Source organism: Nocardia grenadensis NBRC 108939, from assembly GCF_001613445.1.
Lineage (GTDB): Bacteria > Actinomycetota > Actinomycetes > Mycobacteriales > Mycobacteriaceae > Nocardia > Nocardia grenadensis.
In genome coordinates this window covers 97,361-118,875 of sequence record NZ_BDCJ01000001.1, presented here as the reverse complement: position 1 = coordinate 118,875, position 21,515 = coordinate 97,361, and the positions used below count along the sequence as shown (strand labels likewise).

Below are 21,515 nucleotides of genomic sequence, written 5' to 3'. Positions count from 1 at the left end.
AATGAGCGCTCCGCCATCTGCTGCGCCTCGCGCGAAGCCGGATCCACACCGGCGGCGATCGCCGCGTCGACCTTCGGGATGAGCACGGCCCATCCCGCTTCGGCTTGCCGGATGTGCTCTTCACCGAGATCCTCACGACGCTGAGCGAGCTGCGTCAACTGCCCCTCGGTGAAATATTCCTTGAAGGTGTCGTCGACCATGACGGTCCTCCTGATCAATTCCAGGAAGCGATCCGCGGATGCGTTTGGCCGGTTCTCCGCCTTCGCGGCCAGTGCCGCGACCGGGGCATGGAGTTCCTGGGTCGCGGCCAATTGCGCGGCCAGATAGTCGCGGTGAGCGGACCGTACCTGCGTCATCGCCACAGTGCCCGCGAGCAGGTCCGCGATCCGGTCCAAACCCAGGCCGGGTTGACGCAGGGCAAGCACCTGGTAGAGACGCTCGACGTCGCCGGCGGTGTAGAGCCGGTGGCCGGTGCTCGTCCGCCCCGCGGGCCGCACCAGCCCGATGCGGCCGTAGTGAGGCAACGTCCGCACCGTCCACCGGACCCGGGCCCCACGCCGTGCCGAGGGAGCACTCTCCTGAGCCGGCCCGGGGAGCCCCTTTCGCCAATATTTGAACGATGGTACAACTAGTACGATGGTTCAAATAGAGAGAGGAGCCGGGATGGCCGCGGGACGGGGCGCCGGATGGCGTGAATGGAGTGGTCTCGGGTTGCTGGCGGTGCCGACCATGCTGTTGGGGCTGGATGTGACCGCGCTCTACCTGGTCGTACCGAAGCTGACCGTGGACCTGGCCCCGAGCGCGACCGAGACCCTGTGGATCATGGACGCCTACGGCTTCTTCATCGCCGGATTCCTGGTCACGATGGGTACGTTGGGTGATCGGATCGGACGGCGCCGGTTGCTGATGATCGGAGTGTCGGCGTTCGCCGCGGCCTCCGTCTTCGCGGCGTTCGCTCCCGGCACGCTGTGGCTGATCGTGGCGCGCGCACTTCTCGGCGTGGCCGGAGCGACGCTGATGCCCTCGACCCTGTCCTTGATCGGCACCATGTTCACCGACTCCCGGCAACGAGCATTGGCCATCGGGGTGTGGGCGACGATGTTCGCTGCGGGGATGGCCGCGGGCCCGGTCGTCGGCGGAATACTGGTCACCACCTTCTGGTGGGGCGCGGTCTTCCTCATCGCGGTGCCCGTCGCCTTGCTGGTCCTGGCCGGCGCACCCGTGCTGCTTCCGGAGTACCGCACGCGCGCAGGTGGACTCGACATGCTCAGCGTCGGGTTGTCCCTGGCGGCCATGCTGCCGATCATCTATGCGATCAAACATGTCGCCGTCCACGGCATCGATATCCAGACCGCGGCCGCAATCCTGCTCGGTGGTGGCGCTACCGTCGCATTCGTCCGGCGTCAGCTGCGGCTCGCGGAACCGCTGCTCGATATGAAGCTGTTCGCCAACCCGGCCTTCACCGCGGCCCTATCGGTGTTGTTGATCGGCTTGGCCGGGTTCGGTGGCGTGATGTTCCTGGTCACCCAGTACCTGCAGTTCGTGACCGGCCTGTCGCCGACCGACACCGGGCTGTGGATGGGCCCGCCCGCGCTGGCCATGCTCATCGGCGCGATCGGTGCCCCGCTGTTGTCCGGCCGCGTATCCCCCGGCGTCATCATGGCGGGCACCCTGACGCTGTCGCTGGCCGGATACTGGCTGCTGGCCTCGGCCGGGACCGACAGCAAGCCGGCTGTCGTCGCCGGATTCGCCCTCGTCTACCTGGGTCTCGGGGTCATCGCCGCACTGGGTACCGACATCGTCATGGGTGCTGCGCCACCGGACAAGTCCGGTTCGGCGGCGGCTCTGTCCGAGACCGTTCAAGAGTTCGGCATCGCCGCCGGCGTCGCGCTCCTGGGCAGCCTCACCACCGCCATCTACCGCCGCGAGATCGAAACACCTTCCGGTCTGCCGGCATCCGTGGCCGAAACCTACGGCACCAGCCTCTCCGGCGCCTCATCGGTCGTGGACCGGATCCCGCCCGACGCTTTCGACCATGCGCGAAGCGTATTCACCGACGGCCTCGGCACGGCCGCCCTCGTCGCAGGCGTCGCCATCGCCTTCGCGTCCTCGGTGTGCTTCGTGATGCTTCGGCACCTCCGGCCCCCCGGCAAAGCCGACCGTGACGCGAAGTCGATAGCCTCGACACCCGGGACCGATCTATGACAGATGAGGCAATGACGGCCGAAGAAAACAGTGGACACGAGACGGTCGACGGGCGCAAACAGCGTGGTCGGCTTCGACGCGCCCAGATCATCGAGGCCACGCTCGAGATCGTCCGACGTGACGGCGCGACCGGCGTCACCCACCGCACCGTCGCCAAGGAAGCCGGCATCACCACCAGTCTGACGCTCTACTACTTCGCCACCCTGGACGACCTGCTGATAGCCGCCCTGACCAGCGTGACGGACGAATACACCCGCCGTATTCGACAACTCATCGACACCGCGGACGATCCACTGGCCGGGCTGGCGGAGCTGATCGTCGAATCCGGCGGACCCGGACGCGAGCGAGCACTCGCCGAACGCGAACTGTCGACCCTCGCCGCCCGCCGACCGGCCCTGCGGCCGATCGCGCGACGCTGGCGCGACAATGTCGCCGAACTCGCCCGGGCACACACCGACGACACCGAGACGATCGAGGCCTTTGTGGCCTTGTCCGACGGCCTGTGCACCGCCATCCTCCTCGACGACCGCGAAGCCGACCCCGCCCACATCCGGGCAGTCCTCCGCAAGGCTCTACTCGGCGGCGGTCGGTAGCCGCAGCGGGCAGGCGACCGACGCCCTCACTCGGGTCGCGAACCTCCCGCGCCGCGGCATCGCCGCCTCCATCACCATGACAGGAGGCGAACGGATGGACCGCGACCGTATCGGCCGTTACGACCCGTCCAGGCCGAGCCGGTGGCCGAGCCACGGCATCTCCTTCTCGAGGCCGGCGGACCATACGGCGAAGCTGTGCGAACCCGGCACCTCGGTGAGGTGAACGTCCATTCCCGCAGCCCGCGCCGCGACGGCGAGCCGCTCCACTGCACCACGATATTCGGTGTCACCGAGGCCCACCACGAACCCACCGGCCGAGCCGGGATAGCTGTTGTGGGCCAGTAGCTCGGCGGGATCGTTACGGGCGAAGGCCGCCGCGTCCCCGCCGAAAACCTCCCGGATCGTGGTGTCCCGGTCGCCGAGGCCCGGGTCGGCCTGCCCGGACATGTCCAGGAATGTGGGATACACCTCGGGGCGGGTGGTCGCCAGTTGCACGGCACAGGTACCGCCGGAGGACAGACCACCGACGGCCCACGCCCGCGGATCCGGGTCGACCTGCAGGTGGGCCCGCACCCATGTCGGCACGTCGACGCTCAGGTACGTCGCGGCGTTCCCGAGGCGCGAATCGACACAGAGTGGGTTGCGCAACTGACCGCCGGTGCCGTCGGCGAGGACGACGATCGGCGCGAGACCCCGGTGCCCGGCCGCGTACGCATCCATGGTCTCGGTCAGCCGGCCGCCGACCAGCCAGTCGGCGGTACTGCCGGGCTGGCCCGCCAAGAGCACGAGCACCGGCAGGTCGGGTCGTGGCGTGGCGAAGTAGGCGGGCGGGAGATAGATCCGCGCCGCACGAGCGGAGAACCGGGAGACGGCCCCGGGAATATCGGTCTCGGTCACCGCACCGGTTTTCGGCAGATCGGCGGGGGGCGTCCAACTCGCGAGCGGCGGATTCGCCGCCGCTCCCGGCCCGGGTGCCAGGGCGGCATCGAATGGAACAGTGCGGAAGTCGCGGATGCCGAGGACCGTGCGTACCGTCGGATACGCGACGTAGACCGCGTTGATCCCGCCTGCGGCACAGAGCACCACCGCCGCCGCCATCGCGAGGAGCCCCGCGGCGACCAGCGGCCGGGACCGATCCCGCCGCCGCACGATATACCGGCCGACGAGCAGCGCGATCGCGAGAACCGCCACCCCCGACCACACATAGACGACCCCCGGCAGGCGGTCGGGAAAAGGCCGCCACACCTTCTCCACGAACACCGCGGCGAGCGCCACCACCGCGACACTCCCCACCGCCACCGTGCTGAGCCCGACGAGCAGCCAGCGGCGCTGCACCCGGGTGACCAGCGTCGCCAGACCCACCGCCGTGACGACGACGAACACGAACACTGCGCCGGTCGTCGTCACCGGAAGGTCGAGCACCCCCGCCCGGAGCCCGGTCCACGACATAATGTCCAGTATGCGGCCGCCGCCGGGCGCCCGCTCGGCCGTATGCCTGTCGGAAACCTCGTGCAGTTGCCGCCGAGGCGCACCTGACCTGGGTAGTGTCGTACCCGAAGGGTGTAGGACAGTCGGCCCGTACCGCCAGTCGGCCGCGTCGGGAAACGCGGAGCTCGCGGAACCGGTAGCGGTCGGCCGGGCGACCGCAGCCCTCGTGGCGAAGGACTTCCACCGGGAGGGCCGCCGATGAGTGAGACAGCCGATACCGGCCACGCCGTGCACCGTGGCACAGCCTTCGTATGGCATTACGTGCGTAGCGCGCCGTGGACGTTCGCCTGGCTGATGCTGCTGTTGATCACCACGATCGTCCAGCATCTGCTGCCGCTCGACGATCTACAGCGCGTCCTCGGTGAACGGTCGACCAACCTCCGTCATCTCGAATCCGATCCGGTGCATGTCCTCGTCACCAGTCTGCTGTGGGTCGCCGGCTACTTCTGGTTCCCGTACCTGCTGCTGTTCTGTGTCTTCCATGCCCCGGCCGAACGGTGGCTCGGCTCGCTGCGCTGGGCGATCGCCGGTCTCACCGCGCACGTCGGGGCCACCTATATCAGCCAGGGCATACTCGCCCTGGCCATTCACCGCGGTTACGCCGATCCCGGCATGATCGACGTGCGCGATATCGGTGTCAGCTACTTCCTCGCCGGCATCGTCGGGGTTCTCACCTATCACATGGCGCCCCCATGGCGGTGGCTGTATCTCGGCGCGAGCCTCCTGTGGTTCGGCATTCCGCTGGTGACCGACCCGAACTTCACCGCGATCGGGCATTTCGCCGCGCTGTTGATCGGACTGGCCGCCTACCCGCTCACCCGGGGCCGGACCGCGCCGCAGTGGGACCCGGTCACCGAGTGGCGACGACACCGGGCCCGAACCTCCTGACCCGGGCAACCGCCCGAGGCTCGACTGGGTCTCGGCTATCCGTGCGGTTTCGCCAGCGGGAACGCCAGCGATTCCCGGATGCTGCCGCCGGTGATGAGCATGACGACACGGTCGACGCCGAGACCGAGCCCGCCCGTCGGGGGCATGGCGTGTTCCAGCGCCTGGAGGAAGTCCTCGTCCACCTCCATGGCCTCCTCGTTACCGGCGGCGGCGAGCAACGACTGCGCGGTGAGCCGGCGACGCTGGTCGATCGGATCGGTCAACTCGCTGTAGGCCGTGCCGAGCTCGACCCCCCAGGCCACCAGATCCCATTTCGCCGCGACACCGGCGATGGTGGGATGCGGCCGGGTCAGCGGTGACATCGAGGTCGGGAAATTCGTATAGAAGGTGGGGAACCCGGTGTGGCCCTCGACCAGGTGCTCGTACATCTTCTGTGCCAGGGCGCCGGCATCCCAGCTCGGCTGGTGCGCGATCCCCCGCTCGTCGCACCACTGCCGCAGCACCGGCGCCGGGGTCTGCGGAGTGAGCCGGTGTCCGATCGCCTCGCCGACCGCGTCGTGCATCGTCCGCACCGGCCACGGCCCGGAGATATCGATATCGACCAGCGTGCCGTCCGGGCCGGGCCGCCGGACGATCGGCCTGCCGTGCGCGGCGAGCGCTGCGGACTGGATCAGACTGCGGCACAACTCCATCATCTTCTCGTAGTCGCTGTAGGCCTCATAGGCCTCCAGGATCGTGAACTCGGGGTTGTGCGCGAAGTCGGCGCCTTCGTTGCGGAACGCCCGGCCGAGCTCGAAAACCTTGGGTATCCCGGCGACGCACAGGCGTTTGAGATACAGCTCCGGCGCGATCCGCAGATACAGATCGAGGTTGTAGGCGTTGATGTGGGTGCGGAACGGTGCCGCATTGGCGCCCCCGTGCACCTGCTGGAGGATCGGGGTCTCGACCTCGAGGTAGCCGCGGGCGCCGAGCGTCTCGCGCATGGACCGGACGATGGCGCTACGCCGCCGCAACAGGCCGCGGGCGTTCCCGTTGACCGCCAGATCCACATAGCGCTGCCGTACCCGGGCTTCGGGATCCACCAGCCCCCGCCATTTGTCGGGTAGCGGGTGCAGGCATTTCCCGTCCAGCCGCCACTCGGTGGCGACGACGGATTCCGTTCCGTTCCGGCTGGCCCCGACCGTACCGCGGACACCGACCAGGTCCCCGAGATCGAAGCCGGCGAAATCGCGCACCCGGCCGCGACCCACCCGCTCGGCGTCGACCAGCACCTGGATATCGCCGGACCAGTCCCGCAGCACCGCGAACACCACGCCGCCGAAATCGCGCAGCCGTAGAATCCGACCCGCGATGCGCACCGTGGTGCCGCGTGCCGTCCCGGTCGCGTCGGCGATCGTATGAGTCGGCGCCACGGCGACCGGGTACGGGTCGATACCGGCGTCGCCGAGCGCGGCGAGTTCGGCCATCCGGACCCGGACCTGCTCGGGTCTGCGGCGCGGGCGCGACGCCGGGGCGGGTTCCGCGAGGCGAGGCGGGCTGCCGTCGGCGTGCAGCGCACCGGATTCCAGCACCGCGGCGGGCACCGCGATCCGCGTGCCGGTGTGCTCTCGCGCGGCGTCCCCGCGATCGTTGCGCCACGGCATCGTGACGAAACCCTCGGCGAGCGCAGCGGCCCAACCGACTCGCGGTAGCGAGCGTTTATCCTGGTAGCAGACGAAGCGGGGTATCCATTGCGGCTGATACTTCGCGTTGGACCGGTACAGGGATTCCAGTTGCCACCACCGGGACGAGAAGACCAGCAGCGATCGCCACAGCCGCAGGACCGGCCCGGCACCGATTCGCGCGCCCTCCTCGAAAACCGATCGCATCACCGCGAAATTCAACGACAGTCGCCGTAGGCCGAAGCCGTCGGCGGCAGCCGCGAGGTCGGTCACCATCAGCTCCACGCACCCGTTCGGCGCATGCGGGCCGCGCCGCATCAGATCCAGTGACGCACCCGAGGAACCCCACGGCACCAGTGACAGCAGTCCGACGCACTCGCCGTCGGCGGTCAGCGCCTCGACGAGCAGGCAATCGCCGTCGAGGCGGTCGCCGAGCCGGCCGAGAGCCATCGAGAAACCGCGTTCGGTCCCGGTGTCCCGCCACAGATCGGCCAGCCGGATCAGCTCGCTCATCTCGTCGGGTGGGATGTCACGATGCCGGCGCACCCGGACCCGCAGGCCGTGCCCGCGGGCCCGGGCGGCGGCCTGCCGTACGGACCGCATCTGCTGGCCGCCGAGGGTGCGCAGCGCGCGGGTGGAGACGATCGCCTCGTCACCCAGATGCAGGACTGCGGCACCGGCCGCCGCATGCGCGCGGGCGCCCGCCTCGCTCGCCCCCATCACCGCGGGCTCCCAGCCGTATCGTGCGCACAACGCACGCCATTCGGCGATCGCCTGTGGCCAGTGGGCAGCGGTGCCGAGCGGGTCGCCGCCCGCCAGGCAGACACCGGCCTCGACCCGGTAGGTGATCGCCGCGGTGGCGTCGGGCGCGAAAACCACCGACTTGTCACGGCGGGTGGCGAAATAGTCCAGCGAGTCGGGGTTGGCGGAGGTGGCGAGCAGGCCGCGGAGAGCGGATTCATCGGTACCGGACATCGCGTTGTCGGCGCGCTGGGACCGGAACAGCACGAAAACCGCGGCCAGCACCGCGACCACGCCGAAGAGCCCGAGCAGAGTGTTGAGCCCCGGTCCGGGACGGCCGTCGAACACTTCGGATTCCCGGCTGATCGCCGCGGCGAGCGCGGTCACCCGCGCCAACGACCAGAGGAACCGTTGCCCGGGGGCCAGTGTCCCGGGGAAGAGCTCGACCAGTCCCCAGCCGAGCAGCGTCCCGGCCGACAACAGGCCGACGAGCACCAGCAGCGCGCGCCGGCCGGCACCGCGCCGGACCCGGGTGCCGAATTCCCGGTGCGCGTCGATCAGGATGCCGAGCGTCACGAGGTGCACACCGAGAGCCACCCCGGCGTGCACACTGTGGTCGGTGATCACCTCGAACAGATTGAGCAGGGTGAACGCGGCCAGATAGACCGTCAGCAGCCACCAGGCGACTCGTTTGCGGCGCGCCAGCGCGGCGGCCAGCAGGCCGAGGACCAGCGCCCAGGTGACACTCGTATCCGGCGCGCCGAAGTAGTAATGGTCGATGTACGCGCGAGGGACGTGCAACACCTTGCGCAAGATCGGGGACAGGCTCCACAGCGCGACGACGACGGCGAACACTCCGACCGTAAGCGCGGCGAAGTGTGGAACCTCGGCACGGCGGTCCACCCACCCGCGCCGGATGCGCGCAGGCGTCGGCCCCGCTTTCGTAGCCATCGGCGACCCCTCTCGCGATCCGCCTCGGATATCGCTCTCGTCGCTGTATTCATCGAAATCCCCCCGCCTTCGGCACACAGAAGGCTACCGGTATCCGGTTTCCCGCGGGAGTCACTGGACAAGCCAGGAAGACGCGTCGCGGCCGGACCCGACAACCCCTTTCGAAGTGGTTGGCATCCTACTGGCTATCCCGATCCCGCCCAGTTCGCCTGTCGAACCGCCGTATACCTCTGCTACCGTAGTGACCAGGTATTGAATTCTGGTCACTACAACCGCAGGAGCCGTATGCCCCGCCCTCTGGTCCCCGACCGGCGCGGCAGGATCCTGACCGCGGCCGCCGAGCTGATCCTCGAAACCGGATGGCCCCGCACCACGGTCGCGGATATCGCCGAACGCGCCGGCATCGGCAAAGGCGCCGTCTACCGCGAGTTCGCCGACAAAGCGGCCATCCTGGACGCCGTCCTCGTCCGCAGCATGCGCCGGATGACCACACAGGTCCACCAGCAGGTGCGCGATACCGACGGCGTGGTCGATCTACCCGCCGTGTACCGGTTCGGCGTGGAGGCGCTGCTGTCCGAACCGCTCATGCGAGCGCTGTATCTGGGCGACGACGCGGTGCTGGGCGAACACGTCCGCGGAGTCGCCGACCAGCGTTACGCCATGCGTTTCGGCTGGCTCGCCGACTACATCGAACGACTGCAACGAGCCGGTGTCGTCGTGGACACCGTGCCGAGCGAGACCATCACCCGGATGCTCGGCTTCTTCACCATCGGCCTGATCAACGCCCCGGGCGTCCTCGGCGCCGCGAGCCCGGCGGAGTTCGGCGACGTCGTCACGCTCTTCGCGGAGCTGGCGGGCCGCGGACTGGCCGGCGACGGGCCGGTGGACGCCGCGGCCGCCCGCCACGCCCAGCTCACCCTGCTCGACCAACTGTCCGATCAACTCGCCCGACCGGGAGACCCTCTGTGACCACCACCGCTTTCACCTCTCATACCGACCTCGTCGTCCGCGGCGGCCCGGTCCGCCATTACCGGTCCGGCGACCACGGCCCACCCGTGCTGCTGCTACACGGCGGCATGCTCGATACCGCCGCGGGCGTCTGGCGCGATGTCGCCCACCGCCTGGCGGCGAAATACCAGGTTCATGCGATCGACCTGCCCCGCCACGGGGCCAGCCGACCATGGCACGGCCGCCTCGACCGCCGGTTCTTCGACGACTTCCTCGATGACCTCCTCAACCAGCTCGACCTCCCCCGAACAGCGCTCATCGGGTTGTCCCTCGGCGGCGGACTCGGTATCGGATACGCCCTGCGCCACCCCGAGCGGGTCTCGGCCCTGCTCGCGATCGGACCGGGCGGTATCGGCGCGAAACGGCCCGCCCAGTTCACCACCTGGGCGATGATCAACACCCCGGGACTGTTGAAACTCACGAGCAAATACCTCGCCCGCAGCCCGAAAACACTCCGGAAGTCGATGATCGGCAGCCTCACCGCCGGAGCCGAGACACCCGGCTTCGATACGATCCTCGACCTCGTCCGGGCCGAAGCGCGCGCCAAGGCCGAGTACGGCGAACCGGCACTCGACGACTGGATGGTCGACGCGTACGGCCCCCGGCGCATGCGGCTCAACTACCTCACCGAACTGGCCGGGCTCGAGGTGCCCAGCCTCTGGATGCGCGGCGAACACGACACCCTGGTCGGCCACACCGAACTCGCCGCCGCCGCCACGGCAGCACCCGGCGGAGAGCTGGTCACTTTACCCGGAGCCGGCCATATCGTCACCTATGATCGGCCGGCCGAATTCGTGCGCGTGGCCGAGGAATTCCTCGGTCGAATCGAGCAGCGTCGAACCGGCCCCGGTGGCAATTACTCACCGGAGCTCAGCTAATATCGAGCACATGAAATTCGAAAAATTCTCTCTCACAGCTATTCTCGCAGTCGCCGCAGTAACCGCCACGGCTCCCGCCGCAGCCGCGTTTCCCACCGGATCGGCTGGTCTCGGTGACGGCCGGGAAGTGGTGATCGTCGACAACAACTTGGAATTGTCCGATCTCGATTCCTGCTGGGCGAGCGGTTTCCAGCGTGAGATCCGGTTCGACAACCGCAGCACTCGCGATTTCCACGTATACAACTCCCCGGACTGCAGCGGCGCACCCGTGGCCACGGTGCCGGCGGGGCATACCGCGACCCACTACGGCTGGTCGGCTTCCGCTCGATAATCGCTCCCCGGACGCGGTCCCGAGCCGCCGGAGCTCGGGAAACCGCGGCGGCCGATACAGGAACCGGCTACCGCACATACCGAAACCCCGGCACGAACTCCATCACCGGCATTCGCTTCCGCGACTGTCACATTTCTCACACCCATTGACCTCAATAACGATTGAGGTTACAGGCTTTCCGGAGGGTCTCCAGACCCGGCGGTACCACCGCCCCGCCCGGACCGAAAGCCAGAGCCATGATCACCACCGAGACCACACCGGCACCATCGGCCGACGCCCGTAATCCGCTCACCATCGCGCTTGTTCTCGTGGTCGGAACGATTATGGCGACGCTCGATCAGACCATAGTGAACGTCGCCATCAACAGATTGTCCGTGCAGTTCCACGCGGGCCTGAGCACGATCCAGTGGGTGGCCACCGGGTACTCGCTCGCGCTCGGCGCGGTGGTGCCGGCCTCGGCGTGGCTGGTCGGCCGGTTCGGGGCGAAGCGGCTGTATCTGGCCGCGGTCGCCGTATTCGCGTTCGGCTCGGTGCTGGCCGGGCTGGCCTGGAACATCCAGTCGCTGATCGCGTTCCGGGTCGTGCAGGGCGCGAGCGGTGGATTGCTGATGCCGGTGGCGATGACGATCCTGTTGCGCGCCGCCGGGCCGGAGCGGCTGGGCCGGGCGATGAGCACACTGGGCTTGGCCGTGCTGGTCGGTCCGCTGCTGGGTCCGGTGATCGGCGGTTATCTCATCGACGAGGTGTCATGGCGGTGGATGTTCTTCATCAATCTGCCGCTGGGCGCACTGGTTCTGCTCCTGGCGGTGAAAGTGCTGCCCGGCGACGCACCGGCGCCGCCGCGCATGCTGGATGTCGTCGGGCTGCTGCTGATGTCGCCGGGACTGGCGCTGCTGATCTACGGAGTGACCGCCGCGGGTGAACACGCCGGTTTCGCCACACCGGCGGTGTGGGTGCCCATCCTTATGGGCGGCGGGCTCGTGGCCGCGTTCGTGCGCCGCTCGCTGACCACCGCGGTGCCGCTACTGGATCTGCGGGTGCTCGGCAATCGGATCACCGGCACGTCGGCCGCGCTGCTGGCGCTGTTCGCGAGTGGCTACTTCGGATCGATGGTGTTGCTGCCCCTGTACTTCCAGGTGGTGCGTGGCGAATCGGCGCTGGTGGCCGGTGCGCTGGGCATTCCGTTCGCGCTGGCGTCGGGCGCGACCATGCAGGTGGCGGGCAGGCTGATCGACCGGATCCCGCCCGGTCGCTACCTGCCCGGCTCCATCGCGGTGGCGCTCACCGGTTTCGTGCTGTTCGTGATCCAGCTCGACGCGGATACGCCGTACTGGGCGCTCGGAGCCACGATGTTACTGATGGGCGCGGGCGGCGGCGGCACCATGATGCCGGTGCTGACGACCGCGACCCGGCCGCTGAACCGGGAACAACAGCCCGCGGGATCGACGGTGCTGAACATGATCAGCACCACCGCGCTCGCCCTCGGCACCGCGACGACCTCGGTGACGCTGGCCGCGCTGCTGCCGGCCGACGGCGGATTGCAGGCCCTGCACACCATGGCCCCGGCACAGCGGGCCGCGCTGACTCCCGCCCTGGCCGAAGCTTTCCAGCACACCTACCTGATCGCCCCGGCCATGATCGCACTGGCCCTGATCCCGGCATTGCTGCTACCCAGGCGACGGTGATCACCGGTCCGACCGGTACCCGGTAGGCCGGGAGCACGATTGCCAGTCGGTTGCCGACGGCGTGAGATCAGAGGACATTCGGCGTGACCTTCGCCCGGCCACGTACCTGGAAGGCGCCGACGACCTCCACGATGCCCATGAAGATCAACCACCAACCGGCCACCAGGGTCAGGACCGCGACGGAATTGAACGGCCAGACGATCAACATTCCGCCACCGATCAGCAGCACGATGCCGAAGAAGACGTTCCAACCGCGCCCAGAGGTGCCCGAGGGCGCGTCGGCGGCGGCGACCAGCACCGCTACGCCGCGGAACATCCAGCCGATACCGATCCACAGGGCCATCAGCAGCACGGCGTCGCCAAGATGGCGCAAGGCGAAGAAACCCAGGATGAACGACAGCACCGCACTGACGATCAGCATGACCCGCCAGCCGCCCGAGACATGACCGCCGAACGCCGCGATCAATTGGAAGACACCCGACACCAGCAGGTAGATACCGAACAGAACGGCCAGGACCACGATCGTCGGGCCGGGCCAGACCAGCACCACGACACCGACGACCACCGATACCAGGCCGATGACCAACATCGCCTGCCACGCGCTGCGGGCCAGTCGATGCAACGGCCCCTCGTACTGCGTATCGCTGGATGTCATGCAGGCATGATATGACGCCGCCGGTTGATTGCCGGCAATTCGCCAGGATCGAAACGATACGGTGACGGCACGGGCCGTCCGCGCACCCGCGAGTACTACACCGTGGGCCCCAGGCAGGCCGGATCCGGCCGGAGCCGATGGAAGGCCGCCAGCCGCTGCCGGTGGTATTCGAGATCGTCCTCGTCGTGCCGCACCCCACGGGCGACGGCGATGCCGAAGTAGACCGCTTCCCGGCGCAACCTGTGGCGCATGAGCTGCGCGAGTGTGATGTCGTCGAGTTCTCCCGCGGTGCCACCCGCGCCGAGATAGGCATCGACGAACGCCCGGGCACCGGACAGGTCGCGGCCGAACTCGTCGGCGAACTCGAGCGCCGCCGAGGCCAGTTCGAGTTCCGGCGGCCCGATCGCGGCCTCGTCCCAATCGATCAGAGCCACCACATGACCGTCGCGCGACAACAGGTTGCCCTCGTAGTAGTCACCGTGCAGGGGCTGGGCCTGCGCCGTCGCGGTGAAGGCGGCCAGCCAGCGGTCCAGCTCCGGGTCCGGTAGCTCGGCCGAGGGCGCACCGTCCAGACCGATCTCGAGGAACGAGGGCCGCGGCCGCGGCGGGGGCCGGTGCTCGGCGAGAGCACGATGCACCCGGGCCAGCAGACCGGCCGCCTCGGTGAACTGGATCCGGTCCGCACTCTCGGTCCAGCGGCCGTCGACCAGCGGCCAGACGCTGACGGGGCGCCCGGCCACCACCTCCACCGTCGATCCGTCCGCGCGGGGCAGCGGTGCCACGACCTCCGGTACGGCGCGTGCGGCGGCGGCGATCCCGTGGCACCACTCCATCTCCTGCGGGTCGCGCCGCGGCGATCCGATCCGCACGACGACCTCGCCCACCCGGTATGCGGCCGATTCCTCGCCGCCGTGGAGTCGTTCGCTCTCGCCTTCGTATCCCCAGGATGCGGCGACCGCGGCCCGGATGTCCTCGGTGAGTGGCAGATCGATGTAGATCACGCTCCCACTATTACCGGGTGGGCGGTCCGGCCCGCGGCGCGGCCCGGGCCGCGCCGGTCCCGGGAGCATCCACGACGGGCACCCACTCGGCTCGGACGGTGTGATTCTCGTCGGCGGCGATACTTCGCCGAAGCGATCGGGTATGGCTCGCCGAGGTGGTTCCGCGCACCTGTGATCACCCCAGGGCACCGCGTAGCGGAGGCGGTGCCGCCGGTTAAGGTCGGAGCACACCGAGGAAGCGCCCGTACCGGCATGACGCTCGGTGTGCAGGCAGAGGAGTTCATCGTGACCAGTACCCGAGATCTACGCGAGCCCGCCGAGCCGGCGTCTCCCGCGGCGGAGCCCCCCACCGCGGGGGTCCGGATGCGCAGGCGGCTGGAACGGCTCCTCGGGGTCGCCGCCACCGAGGGGAACGCGCTGGTGGCGCTCCGCAACGGCGACGAGATCTTCCCGGCGATGCTGGGCGCCATCCGGGACGCCGAGCACACCGTCGACATGATGACCTTCGTGTACTGGCAGGGCGATATCGCCCGGCAGTTCGCCTACGCGCTCGCCGAGCGCGCCGAGGCCGGTCTCCGGGTACGGCTGCTGCTGGACGGTTTCGGCAGCCGATCGATCGAGAAAGACCTGCTGGCACTCATGGAACGCGCGGGAGTGCAGGTCGCCTGGTTCCGCAGACCGGTGTCCCTCTCCCCGCTCAAGCAGAACCACCGGTGTCACCGCAAAGTGCTTGTTGTCGATGAACGGACCGCGTTCACCGGCGGGGTGGGTATCGCCGAGGAGTGGTGCGGCGACGCGCGCAACGAGCACGAATGGCGCGATACCCATGTGCGGATCGAGGGCCCGGCGGTGGACGGGGTCGCGGCCGCCTTCGCGCAGAACTGGGCGGAATGCCATGACGCGCTCTTCGACGAGCGCGACCGCTTCGCCCCACAGCAACACCACGGTTCGGCGGTCGTCCAGGTGGTCCGGGGGTCGGCGAGCCTCGGCTGGCAGGATATGCAGACCCTGCTGCGGGTCGTCATCGAATCGGCCGAGCAGCGGCTCCGGCTGGCCACGGCCTACTTCTCGCCGGACGCCTATTTCATCGAACTGCTCTGCGCCGCCGCGCGACGCGGGGTGGAGGTGGAGATCCTGCTGCCCGGCCCGCACACAGACAAACGCGTATGCCAGCTGGCCGGCCAACATTTCTACAGCGATCTGCTCGCCTGCGGGGTGAAGATCCTGCAATACCAGCCGACGATGATGCACGCCAAGGTCATCACGGTGGACGGGATCGCGGCGCTGGTGGGGTCGACGAACTTCAACCGGCGCTCGCTGGACCACGACGAGGAGATCATGCTCGTCGTGCTCGACGAACAGTTCACCACGACGCTCGATGAGCATTTCGACGCCGACGCCACGGTCAGCGTGCTGATCGAGGAAACCCGCTGGCAGCGACGTTCGCTCGCGCAGCGCGTCCGGGAGGCCGCGATGTGGCCGATCCGCCGGTATCTGTGACGCCCACCACCGGCGGCCGGGAAACAAGCCGGAAAACGAAAAGAGCGGAATCGCTTCCGGACCGGTCCTCGTCGTCCCGAACCGGGGCCCGCGATGCGGGTCCGGCCGTCGGGTGCGGCCGGTATCGCACAGCGGGTAGGTCCACGAAACGAAGGGTTCGGCGCGGCCCCTGCCCACACCGCCCGCGACGCCTAGGCTTCGGATAGGGTCATGAACCGGCGTTGAGAGCACAGGGCCGCTCCCACCAGGACGCGTTACGCGTCTCGAGCCGATTCGAGTGCTGTATGAACCGCCCCTCTGCCCGCCGCCCGCCGCCTTCGGCCTCCGCGCCCCGGCGGTCACCCTGTGATCAGCTGAGTTTCCGGGTCCACCGCCGCGGGGACATCGTCATACTGGCAGTACGTGGGCAGGCGGATGCTTTCACACTGCCGCTGTGGCGGCAGCAGGTACGTGCCGCCGCGGAGACGGTGAACGGCCCGCGGGGCGCGCTGATCGTCGACACCACCCGACTCGACTTCCTGTCGGTGCGCAGCCTCGCCGCGCTGTCCGACGAAGCACAGGAGTTCCGGCGGAAAGGGATCGAGATCCTGCTGGTCACCGCCGTTCCGGCCCTCGCCCGGATCGCCCGGGCCGATACCCGCACCGCGCTGCTACCGGTGTGCTCGACGGTGGTGAGCGCACTGACCGCCGTTCATCTGCCGCGCCGGACACCGCAGGTGGTTTCGGGGCAGTCGGGGAAGGAGCGGATGCGCGCCCCGGCCGGCCCCGGCGTCACCGATCGCAGCGAGCTCCCGGACGCCGTGACAGCCGTCCCGGCCCCGCTCGCGCCGTGAGCGGCCACGAGGTGAGAGACCTCTCGGTCCCGACTACGCGGCATCGCGGGCCCGATGATCCACAATGCCGTGGTGGTCGGCGGTGCGGCGCCCGATCGGGATCGGCCGATCACCCACGCATTCTGCGGGCCACCCGGTCACGCTCCTCGGTGATCGTGCGACGGCGGGCGATCATGGCCTCGGCCGGAGAGCCGCCGGCGACGATCGCGTGATGCACCGCTTCGACGTCCTCGATACCTTCCCGCGCGCCCACCCCCGCCGCGGGCGTGATGGCGTGGTCCGCGTCGCCGACCAGGATCACCGGGGCCACCGGCACCGCCGCGGTCGCGAGCGCGACATTGCGCGCGTTGGATACATGGACCTGTTCGGTGACCGCGACCAGCGTCGCGGTCAGCTCCCGCACGGCGCGGGGTGCCGCCTCCACCACCGTCTCGGCCCAGCGCCGCACCGGCACGATCCCGGTCTCGGCGATCGGCAGCGCGTCCCGTTCGATACGCAGGAACCACAGCGCCGAATCGGCACCGGGCCGCCAGATATGGCCGAAGGTCGCCGCCGGGCGGGTGCCGGCGGCCGATTCGGCGTGGAAGTGCAGGACGAACGGATCGGTGGGGCATTCGACAGGCGTCGCGGTCATTCCGTAGACCACCACGTCTCCGGCGTATTCCGGGGTCCGGCCGGGTTCGGTACCCGCGCGCGCCACCGAATCGATACCGTCGGCACCGATCACCAGATCCTGCGCGGTCACCGTGTGATCACCGATACGCAGGGTGGTATGCCCGGTCGCGGCGTCGATCGACACCTCCGTGACCGGGCTTCCGTAACCGATCTCGGCGCCCGCGTGCACCGCGAACCGCTTCAGCACCGCGATCAGATCGCGGCGCAACCAGAATCGGTGCCCCTCGCTGGGCCGCCGCCGGGTTACGCCGTCGTCGGGGGTGTACCGGAGTTCGCTCAGCGGGTACGACGCCGCGTGCAGTTCGTCTTCCGGGACGCCCAAGGAGACGAGACTGCGGTGCCCCCGGCCGTCGAGGATCAGGAACGCGCCGCCGCCCCCACCGTCGCGCTGCTCGTAGACCGTCACCGGCCGCCCGGCCCTCGACAGCGCGCCGGCCAACGCCGTGCCGGCGATACCGCTTCCCAGGATGGTGATCATCGGATCTCCTTCGGCGAGTGGACAGGAACGTAACCGATCGGTGGGCGCCGAGCGACCACAGCCGCTATCCGCCCGTCCGGGGCTCGGGATCCGGTGCCGGACCCGCTCGCCCGCGGCCGGTCGGGCATCCGGTACCCGAAGGCCAACATACAAGACCGGCAGCGCATCCGGTCTACTCGACGAGGTTCTCGCTCTTCAACCAGTCGTAGGCCACATCGGCGGGATCCTCGCCGTCGATATCGACCCGGCCGTTGAGGTCCTGCATCAGATCATCGGTCAGATGCTCGGAGACGGTGGCGAGCAACGGTGCCAGCTCCGGGTAGCGGTCGATGATCTCGCCGCGCACGACCGCTGTGCCGCTGTAGGGCAGGAAGAATTCCCGATCGTCCTCGAGCACTACCAAGTTCAGGTTCTTCACCCGGCCGTCGGTGGTGTAGATCATGCCGAAATTACAGGGTGAGCTCTTGGCTGTCGCCGTATAGACGACCCCGGCGTCCATCCGCGTGACATTGCCCGCCGGAACGCCGCCGGGGTCGTTGTAGGGAATCCCGTACTTCTGCAGCATCGGTATGAAACCGTCGGAGCGGCTGAAGAATTCGTCGTCGACGCAGAAGGTCCGGTCGGCGACGGGAAGCGCGGCGACATCGGACAGCGATTTCACGCCCAGTCGTCGGGCAGTGGGAGTCGACGCGCCGAACGCGTAGGTGTTGTTGAAATCGGCGGGCGGCATCCACTCCAGGTCGTAATCGCGCTTCTCGATATCGTGGACGCGCTGCCACAGTTCCCGGGGATCGGAGATGGTCTCGGTCTGGTTGTGGTAATTGACCCAGCCCGTGCCGGTGTACTCCCAGAGGATATCGGCGTCGCCGTTGAGCTGGGCCTGCCGAGACGAGGCCGAACCCGGCGCCCCGGTGAGATCGGTGACCTGCGCGCCGGCGGCGGCGAGATAGGTCGCGGTGATCTTGCCGAGCAGCACACCCTCGGTGAAGCTCTTGGAGGTCACCACCAGGTTCGCCCCGTCGAGCGGTAGCTGCCCGTCCGGCAGACGCGCGGAGTGGAAGGTGCCCGACGAACTCACCAGGCCGCAGCCGGCGAGCAGCGAGATCACCGCGAGTAGAACGGAAACCGTGGCGGCCGATCGTGCCGGTGCCGGACTCATGACACACCTCGCGGGGTCGCGGCCAGTTCGACGAGTCGGCCCAGCCAGTCGATGGTCAATGCCAGGAGTCCGACCAGGATCGCGCCCGAGATCAGCAGTTTGGGCAGGAACAGCGTGACTCCGGTGGTGATCAGCGTGCCGAGGCTGGTCGCGCCGATGAACGTGCTCAGCGTGGCGGTACCGACCAGGATGACCAGTGCGGTGCGGACACCGTTGAGGATCACCGGCACCGCCAGCGGTAGTTCGACCTGCAGCAGGGTCCGGGTACCGGAGTAGCCGATCCCCCGCGAGGCCTCGATCGTGCGCTGATCCACCTGCCGCAACCCGACGATCGTGTTCTGCAGAATCGGCAGGACGGCGTAGACGACGAGACCGACTATCGCCGTGCGGAATCCGGTGCCCAACCAGAACGTGAACAGCACGAGCAGGCCGACGGCGGGCGCGGCCTGACCGATATTGGCGATATTGACCGCGATCGGCTCGAACCGCTTCAGCGCGGGCCGGGTCAGCGCGATACCCAGCGGAATGGCGATCACCACCACGATGACCGTGGCCACCACGGTGAGTTCGATATGCGCGACGATGGTGTCGCGCAGGTTTCCCCAGCCCAGCGAGGCCTGCTCGGTCGCGGTGAACGTCGTCGACCGATACCACAGCAGATAGCCGATACCGATGACCGCGATGATGAGTGGTTCGAACCACACATCGAGCGGAAGGCGGCGGAGCCGGCTCATGATTGCCCGACCGATCCGGGTTCGTCGTCGGCGGCGACCACCGGGGTCGGCGCCGGATCGGTGCCGTCGACGTAGGTGATGTAGGACGCGTCCGGCTCGTCGGCGCGGGCATCGGCGAGTTTGTCCCGAATGAGCTCGGTCACCGAGTCGATGCTCAGCGAGCCGACCACCGCGCCGCGGCCGTCGGTGACCAGCGCGGCCCCTTGGCTGGTCGCGAGCATGGCGTCCAGTGCGTCGTTGAGCGTCGAGGACCGCGCGACCACCGGCAGCCGCCGATCGAGGAAATCGGAAACCTCGGGTTTGGTGGCCAGTTCGGTCAGCGTCGGCCAGGACCGCGGCCGTCCGGCGCTGTCCACGACGACCACCCAGCTGTGCCCGGCGGCTTTCGCGCGTTCGATCACCGCCGGTGCGGATTCGCCGATACGGGCGGTGACCACTCTGTCGGACGGGACATCACGGACGCGGGAGACGGTCAGGTACGCCAATTTCGCTCCGGAACCGACGAATTCCTCCACGAAGGGGGTGGCCGGATCGGTGAGAATATCCTCCGGGCTCGCGTACTGCTCCACATGCCCGCCCTCGGAGAGGATGAGCACCTTGTCACCGAGTTTGGTGGCCTCTTCGAAATCGTGGGTGACGATCACGATGGTCTTGCCGAGTTCGTGCTGGATCGCGATGAGACTGTCCTGCAGGCGGGCCCGGGTGATCGGGTCGACCGCGCCGAACGGCTCGTCCATCAGCAGCACCGGTGGATCGGCCGCCAGGGCGCGGGCCACACCGACCCGCTGCTGCTGACCACCCGACATATCCTTGGGGAGCCGGTCGGCGAAGGTGGCGGGCTCGAGGCCGACCAGATCGAGCAGGTATTCGGTGCGTTCGGCGATCCGCTTCTTGTCCCAGCCGAGCACGCGCGGGATGGCACCCACGTTCTTGGCGACCGACCAGTGCGGGAACAACCCGCCGGACTGGATGACGTAGCCGATCGACTGCCGCAGCTTGTCCGGGTCCTCGCGGGTGACATCGCGACCGTCGATGAAGATCCGGCCCTCGGTGGGTTCGATCAACCGGTTGATCATCTTGAGGGTGGTCGTCTTCCCGCAGCCCGAAGGGCCCACGAAGGCGACGATCTCGCCGGCGGGGATCTCGAGGTCCAAGCGTTCCACCGCCGGCTTGCGCTGGCCTCGGAACCGTTTGACGACCGAATCCAGGGTGATCGATGCGCCGGTGACCGTACGTTCAATTATCCCTGTGACCGTCTCGCCGCTCGTCATATCGCCGGTCATAGGGCCTCCTTCGAAACGAGTACATACAGTCCGCGGAGACCGGTGCGAAGGCGCGGGTGCCGCGTCATGACAGTCCCTTCGCGATCGTGAGGCGTCCGAGCAGGACGAGAAGCGCGTCGAAGACCAACGCGATGACGACGATGAGAATCGTTCCGGTGAACGCCATCTCGAGGGCCCCTGCGCCGCCGAGGCGGGACAGTCCGTTGAAGATCAGCGAGCCGAGCCCGGGGCCGAGCACGTAGGCGACGATGGCCGCGACACCGACGATCATCTGGGTGGACACTCGGATCCCGGTGAGGATCACCGGCCAGGCGATGGGCAGCTCCACGGTGAGCAGAATGCGCAACCGCGAAAAGCCGATGCCGCGGGCGGATTCGACGACCGAGGCCGGTACCGACCGCAAACCGACGATGGCATTGCCGATCACCGGCAGGGCCGCGAAGAACGCCAGCATGATGAACGACGGGACGACGCCGAGCCCGAAGGGCACCAGCAGCAATGCCAGCAGGGCCAGCGAGGGTATCGTCAGGGCTACCCGGCTGGAGGTCAGAGACAGGGCCGACAGCAGCGGCAACCGGTAGACCGCGACGGCGATGAGGACTGCGACGACGGTCCCGACCAGGACCGTCTGGAATGCCAGGGAGGCATGCTGATACGTCAGAAATGTCAGCAGCTCCCCCCGGCCTCGGATATAGCTCCACAGATTCACGGGAATCCCATCGTCGGCCGGAAATCGTTCGGCGCCGGTCCGTGCGGAGTCATCGGACG

At 68.5% G+C, this 21,515-nt stretch carries 18 protein-coding genes and 1 pseudogene; 9 read left to right on the top strand and 10 right to left on the bottom strand.

The genetic code is table 11. The features are described 5' to 3' along the window. Positions 1-17: 17 nt before the first annotated feature. Positions 18-533: pseudogene (locus tag NGR01S_RS29800) on the bottom strand (MerR family transcriptional regulator); the annotation flags it as partial. Between the two features lie 130 nt (positions 534-663). Between NGR01S_RS29800 and NGR01S_RS00570 the strand changes: the two are divergent. Together NGR01S_RS00570 and NGR01S_RS00565 are read left to right on the top strand one after the other, a co-directional pair. Continuing rightward, positions 664-2,205 (top strand): MFS transporter, encoded by a 1,542-nt coding sequence (locus NGR01S_RS00570; protein WP_063034158.1) that lies wholly within the window; start codon positions 664-666, stop codon positions 2,203-2,205. Positions 2,206-2,216: 11 nt separating this feature from the next. Continuing rightward, positions 2,217-2,798, top strand: coding sequence for a TetR/AcrR family transcriptional regulator (locus tag NGR01S_RS00565; protein WP_063034157.1), 582 nt, complete (start codon positions 2,217-2,219; stop codon positions 2,796-2,798). A 117-nt stretch (positions 2,799-2,915) separates the two neighbouring features. On the opposite strand, the gene NGR01S_RS00560 is transcribed toward NGR01S_RS00565, so the two are convergent. After that, entirely contained in the window at positions 2,916-4,247 is a 1,332-nt protein-coding gene (locus tag NGR01S_RS00560) for an alpha/beta hydrolase (RefSeq protein WP_063034156.1), read from the bottom strand. A gap of 237 nt (positions 4,248-4,484) precedes the next feature. Here NGR01S_RS00560 and NGR01S_RS00555 point away from each other — a divergent pair, with 237 nt between their 5' ends. Then, complete coding sequence (locus tag NGR01S_RS00555; RefSeq protein ID WP_063034155.1) at positions 4,485-5,174, top strand: rhomboid-like protein; 690 nt, start codon at positions 4,485-4,487, stop codon at positions 5,172-5,174. A 35-nt stretch (positions 5,175-5,209) separates the two neighbouring features. Here the strand turns inward: NGR01S_RS00555 and lysX are convergent, their stop codons facing one another. Further along, complete coding sequence (gene lysX / locus NGR01S_RS00550; RefSeq protein ID WP_084480252.1) at positions 5,210-8,527, bottom strand: bifunctional lysylphosphatidylglycerol synthetase/lysine--tRNA ligase LysX; 3,318 nt, start codon at positions 8,525-8,527, stop codon at positions 5,210-5,212. Positions 8,528-8,812: 285 nt separating this feature from the next. Here lysX and NGR01S_RS32115 point away from each other — a divergent pair, with 285 nt between their 5' ends. The 4 genes from NGR01S_RS32115 (at position 8,813) to NGR01S_RS00530 (ending at position 12,429) form a co-directional block, all read left to right on the top strand. Beyond that, entirely contained in the window at positions 8,813-9,496 is a 684-nt protein-coding gene (locus NGR01S_RS32115) for a TetR/AcrR family transcriptional regulator (protein ID WP_063034153.1), read from the top strand. After that, complete coding sequence (locus NGR01S_RS32110; RefSeq protein WP_063034152.1) at positions 9,493-10,413, top strand: alpha/beta fold hydrolase; 921 nt, start codon at positions 9,493-9,495, stop codon at positions 10,411-10,413. Before NGR01S_RS32115 ends, NGR01S_RS32110 begins: the two co-directional genes overlap by 4 nt. 10 nt (positions 10,414-10,423) lie before the next feature. Then, on the top strand, positions 10,424-10,744 hold the full coding sequence (locus tag NGR01S_RS00535; RefSeq protein ID WP_063034151.1) for a hypothetical protein: 321 nt from the start codon (positions 10,424-10,426) through the stop codon (positions 10,742-10,744). Between the two features lie 236 nt (positions 10,745-10,980). Beyond that, positions 10,981-12,429: a DHA2 family efflux MFS transporter permease subunit gene (locus NGR01S_RS00530; protein ID WP_063034150.1), complete on the top strand. Its 1,449-nt coding sequence runs from the start codon at positions 10,981-10,983 to the stop codon at positions 12,427-12,429. A gap of 67 nt (positions 12,430-12,496) precedes the next feature. On the opposite strand, the gene NGR01S_RS00525 is transcribed toward NGR01S_RS00530, so the two are convergent. Both NGR01S_RS00525 and NGR01S_RS00520 read right to left on the bottom strand, forming a co-directional pair. Then, positions 12,497-13,084 carry an HdeD family acid-resistance protein gene (locus NGR01S_RS00525; RefSeq protein WP_063034149.1) on the bottom strand — a complete coding sequence of 196 codons (588 nt, stop codon included), beginning with the start codon at positions 13,082-13,084 and terminating at the stop codon, positions 12,497-12,499. 95 nt (positions 13,085-13,179) lie between these two features. Continuing rightward, entirely contained in the window at positions 13,180-14,085 is a 906-nt protein-coding gene (locus NGR01S_RS00520; protein ID WP_063034148.1) for a phosphotransferase enzyme family protein, read from the bottom strand. Positions 14,086-14,370: 285 nt separating this feature from the next. Between NGR01S_RS00520 and NGR01S_RS00515 the strand changes: the two genes are divergently transcribed. Both NGR01S_RS00515 and NGR01S_RS00510 read left to right on the top strand, forming a co-directional pair. Next, complete coding sequence (locus tag NGR01S_RS00515; protein ID WP_063034252.1) at positions 14,371-15,585, top strand: phospholipase D-like domain-containing protein; 1,215 nt, start codon at positions 14,371-14,373, stop codon at positions 15,583-15,585. Positions 15,586-15,869: 284 nt separating this feature from the next. Continuing rightward, positions 15,870-16,418, top strand: a complete 549-nt coding sequence (locus tag NGR01S_RS00510; protein WP_063034147.1) for an STAS domain-containing protein — start codon at positions 15,870-15,872, stop codon at positions 16,416-16,418. 109 nt (positions 16,419-16,527) lie between these two features. On the opposite strand, the gene NGR01S_RS00505 is transcribed toward NGR01S_RS00510, so the two are convergent. From NGR01S_RS00505 to NGR01S_RS00485, 5 genes are all read right to left on the bottom strand, one after another. Further along, a complete protein-coding gene (locus NGR01S_RS00505) occupies positions 16,528-17,571 on the bottom strand; it encodes an FAD-dependent oxidoreductase (protein WP_063034146.1) in 1,044 nt (347 codons plus the stop codon). 172 nt (positions 17,572-17,743) lie between these two features. Then, the gene (locus NGR01S_RS00500; RefSeq protein ID WP_063034145.1) at positions 17,744-18,730 is read right to left on the bottom strand and encodes a glycine betaine ABC transporter substrate-binding protein; all 987 of its coding nucleotides are present in this window, start codon (positions 18,728-18,730) and stop codon (positions 17,744-17,746) included. Then, positions 18,727-19,464, bottom strand: coding sequence for an ABC transporter permease (locus NGR01S_RS00495; RefSeq protein ID WP_063034144.1), 738 nt, complete (start codon positions 19,462-19,464; stop codon positions 18,727-18,729). The genes NGR01S_RS00500 and NGR01S_RS00495 overlap by 4 nt, the downstream gene beginning before the upstream one ends. Beyond that, on the bottom strand, positions 19,461-20,747 hold the full coding sequence (locus tag NGR01S_RS00490) for an ATP-binding cassette domain-containing protein (protein ID WP_063034143.1): 1,287 nt from the start codon (positions 20,745-20,747) through the stop codon (positions 19,461-19,463). The genes NGR01S_RS00495 and NGR01S_RS00490 overlap by 4 nt, the downstream gene beginning before the upstream one ends. Positions 20,748-20,811: 64 nt before the next feature. Continuing rightward, positions 20,812-21,456, bottom strand: a complete 645-nt coding sequence (locus NGR01S_RS00485; RefSeq protein WP_063034142.1) for an ABC transporter permease — start codon at positions 21,454-21,456, stop codon at positions 20,812-20,814. Between the last annotated feature and the right edge of the window lie 59 nt (positions 21,457-21,515).

Coding starts and splice junctions, on each gene's coding strand:
- NGR01S_RS00500 (WP_063034145.1), bottom strand. CDS start 18,730: ATGAGTCCGGCACCGGCACGATCGGCCGCCACGGTTTCCGTTCTACTC.
- NGR01S_RS00510 (WP_063034147.1), top strand. CDS start 15,870: ATGAACCGCCCCTCTGCCCGCCGCCCGCCGCCTTCGGCCTCCGCGCCC.
- NGR01S_RS00525 (WP_063034149.1), bottom strand. CDS start 13,084: ATGACATCCAGCGATACGCAGTACGAGGGGCCGTTGCATCGACTGGCC.
- NGR01S_RS32115 (WP_063034153.1), top strand. CDS start 8,813: ATGCCCCGCCCTCTGGTCCCCGACCGGCGCGGCAGGATCCTGACCGCG.
- NGR01S_RS00495 (WP_063034144.1), bottom strand. CDS start 19,464: ATGAGCCGGCTCCGCCGCCTTCCGCTCGATGTGTGGTTCGAACCACTC.
- lysX (WP_084480252.1), bottom strand. CDS start 8,527: ATGGCTACGAAAGCGGGGCCGACGCCTGCGCGCATCCGGCGCGGGTGG.
- NGR01S_RS00555 (WP_063034155.1), top strand. CDS start 4,485: ATGAGTGAGACAGCCGATACCGGCCACGCCGTGCACCGTGGCACAGCC.
- NGR01S_RS00565 (WP_063034157.1), top strand. CDS start 2,217: ATGACGGCCGAAGAAAACAGTGGACACGAGACGGTCGACGGGCGCAAA.
- NGR01S_RS00535 (WP_063034151.1), top strand. CDS start 10,424: ATGAAATTCGAAAAATTCTCTCTCACAGCTATTCTCGCAGTCGCCGCA.
- NGR01S_RS00505 (WP_063034146.1), bottom strand. CDS start 17,571: ATGATCACCATCCTGGGAAGCGGTATCGCCGGCACGGCGTTGGCCGGC.
- NGR01S_RS00570 (WP_063034158.1), top strand. CDS start 664: ATGGCCGCGGGACGGGGCGCCGGATGGCGTGAATGGAGTGGTCTCGGG.
- NGR01S_RS00530 (WP_063034150.1), top strand. CDS start 10,981: ATGATCACCACCGAGACCACACCGGCACCATCGGCCGACGCCCGTAAT.
- NGR01S_RS00490 (WP_063034143.1), bottom strand. CDS start 20,747: ATGACCGGCGATATGACGAGCGGCGAGACGGTCACAGGGATAATTGAA.
- NGR01S_RS00560 (WP_063034156.1), bottom strand. CDS start 4,247: ATGTCGTGGACCGGGCTCCGGGCGGGGGTGCTCGACCTTCCGGTGACG.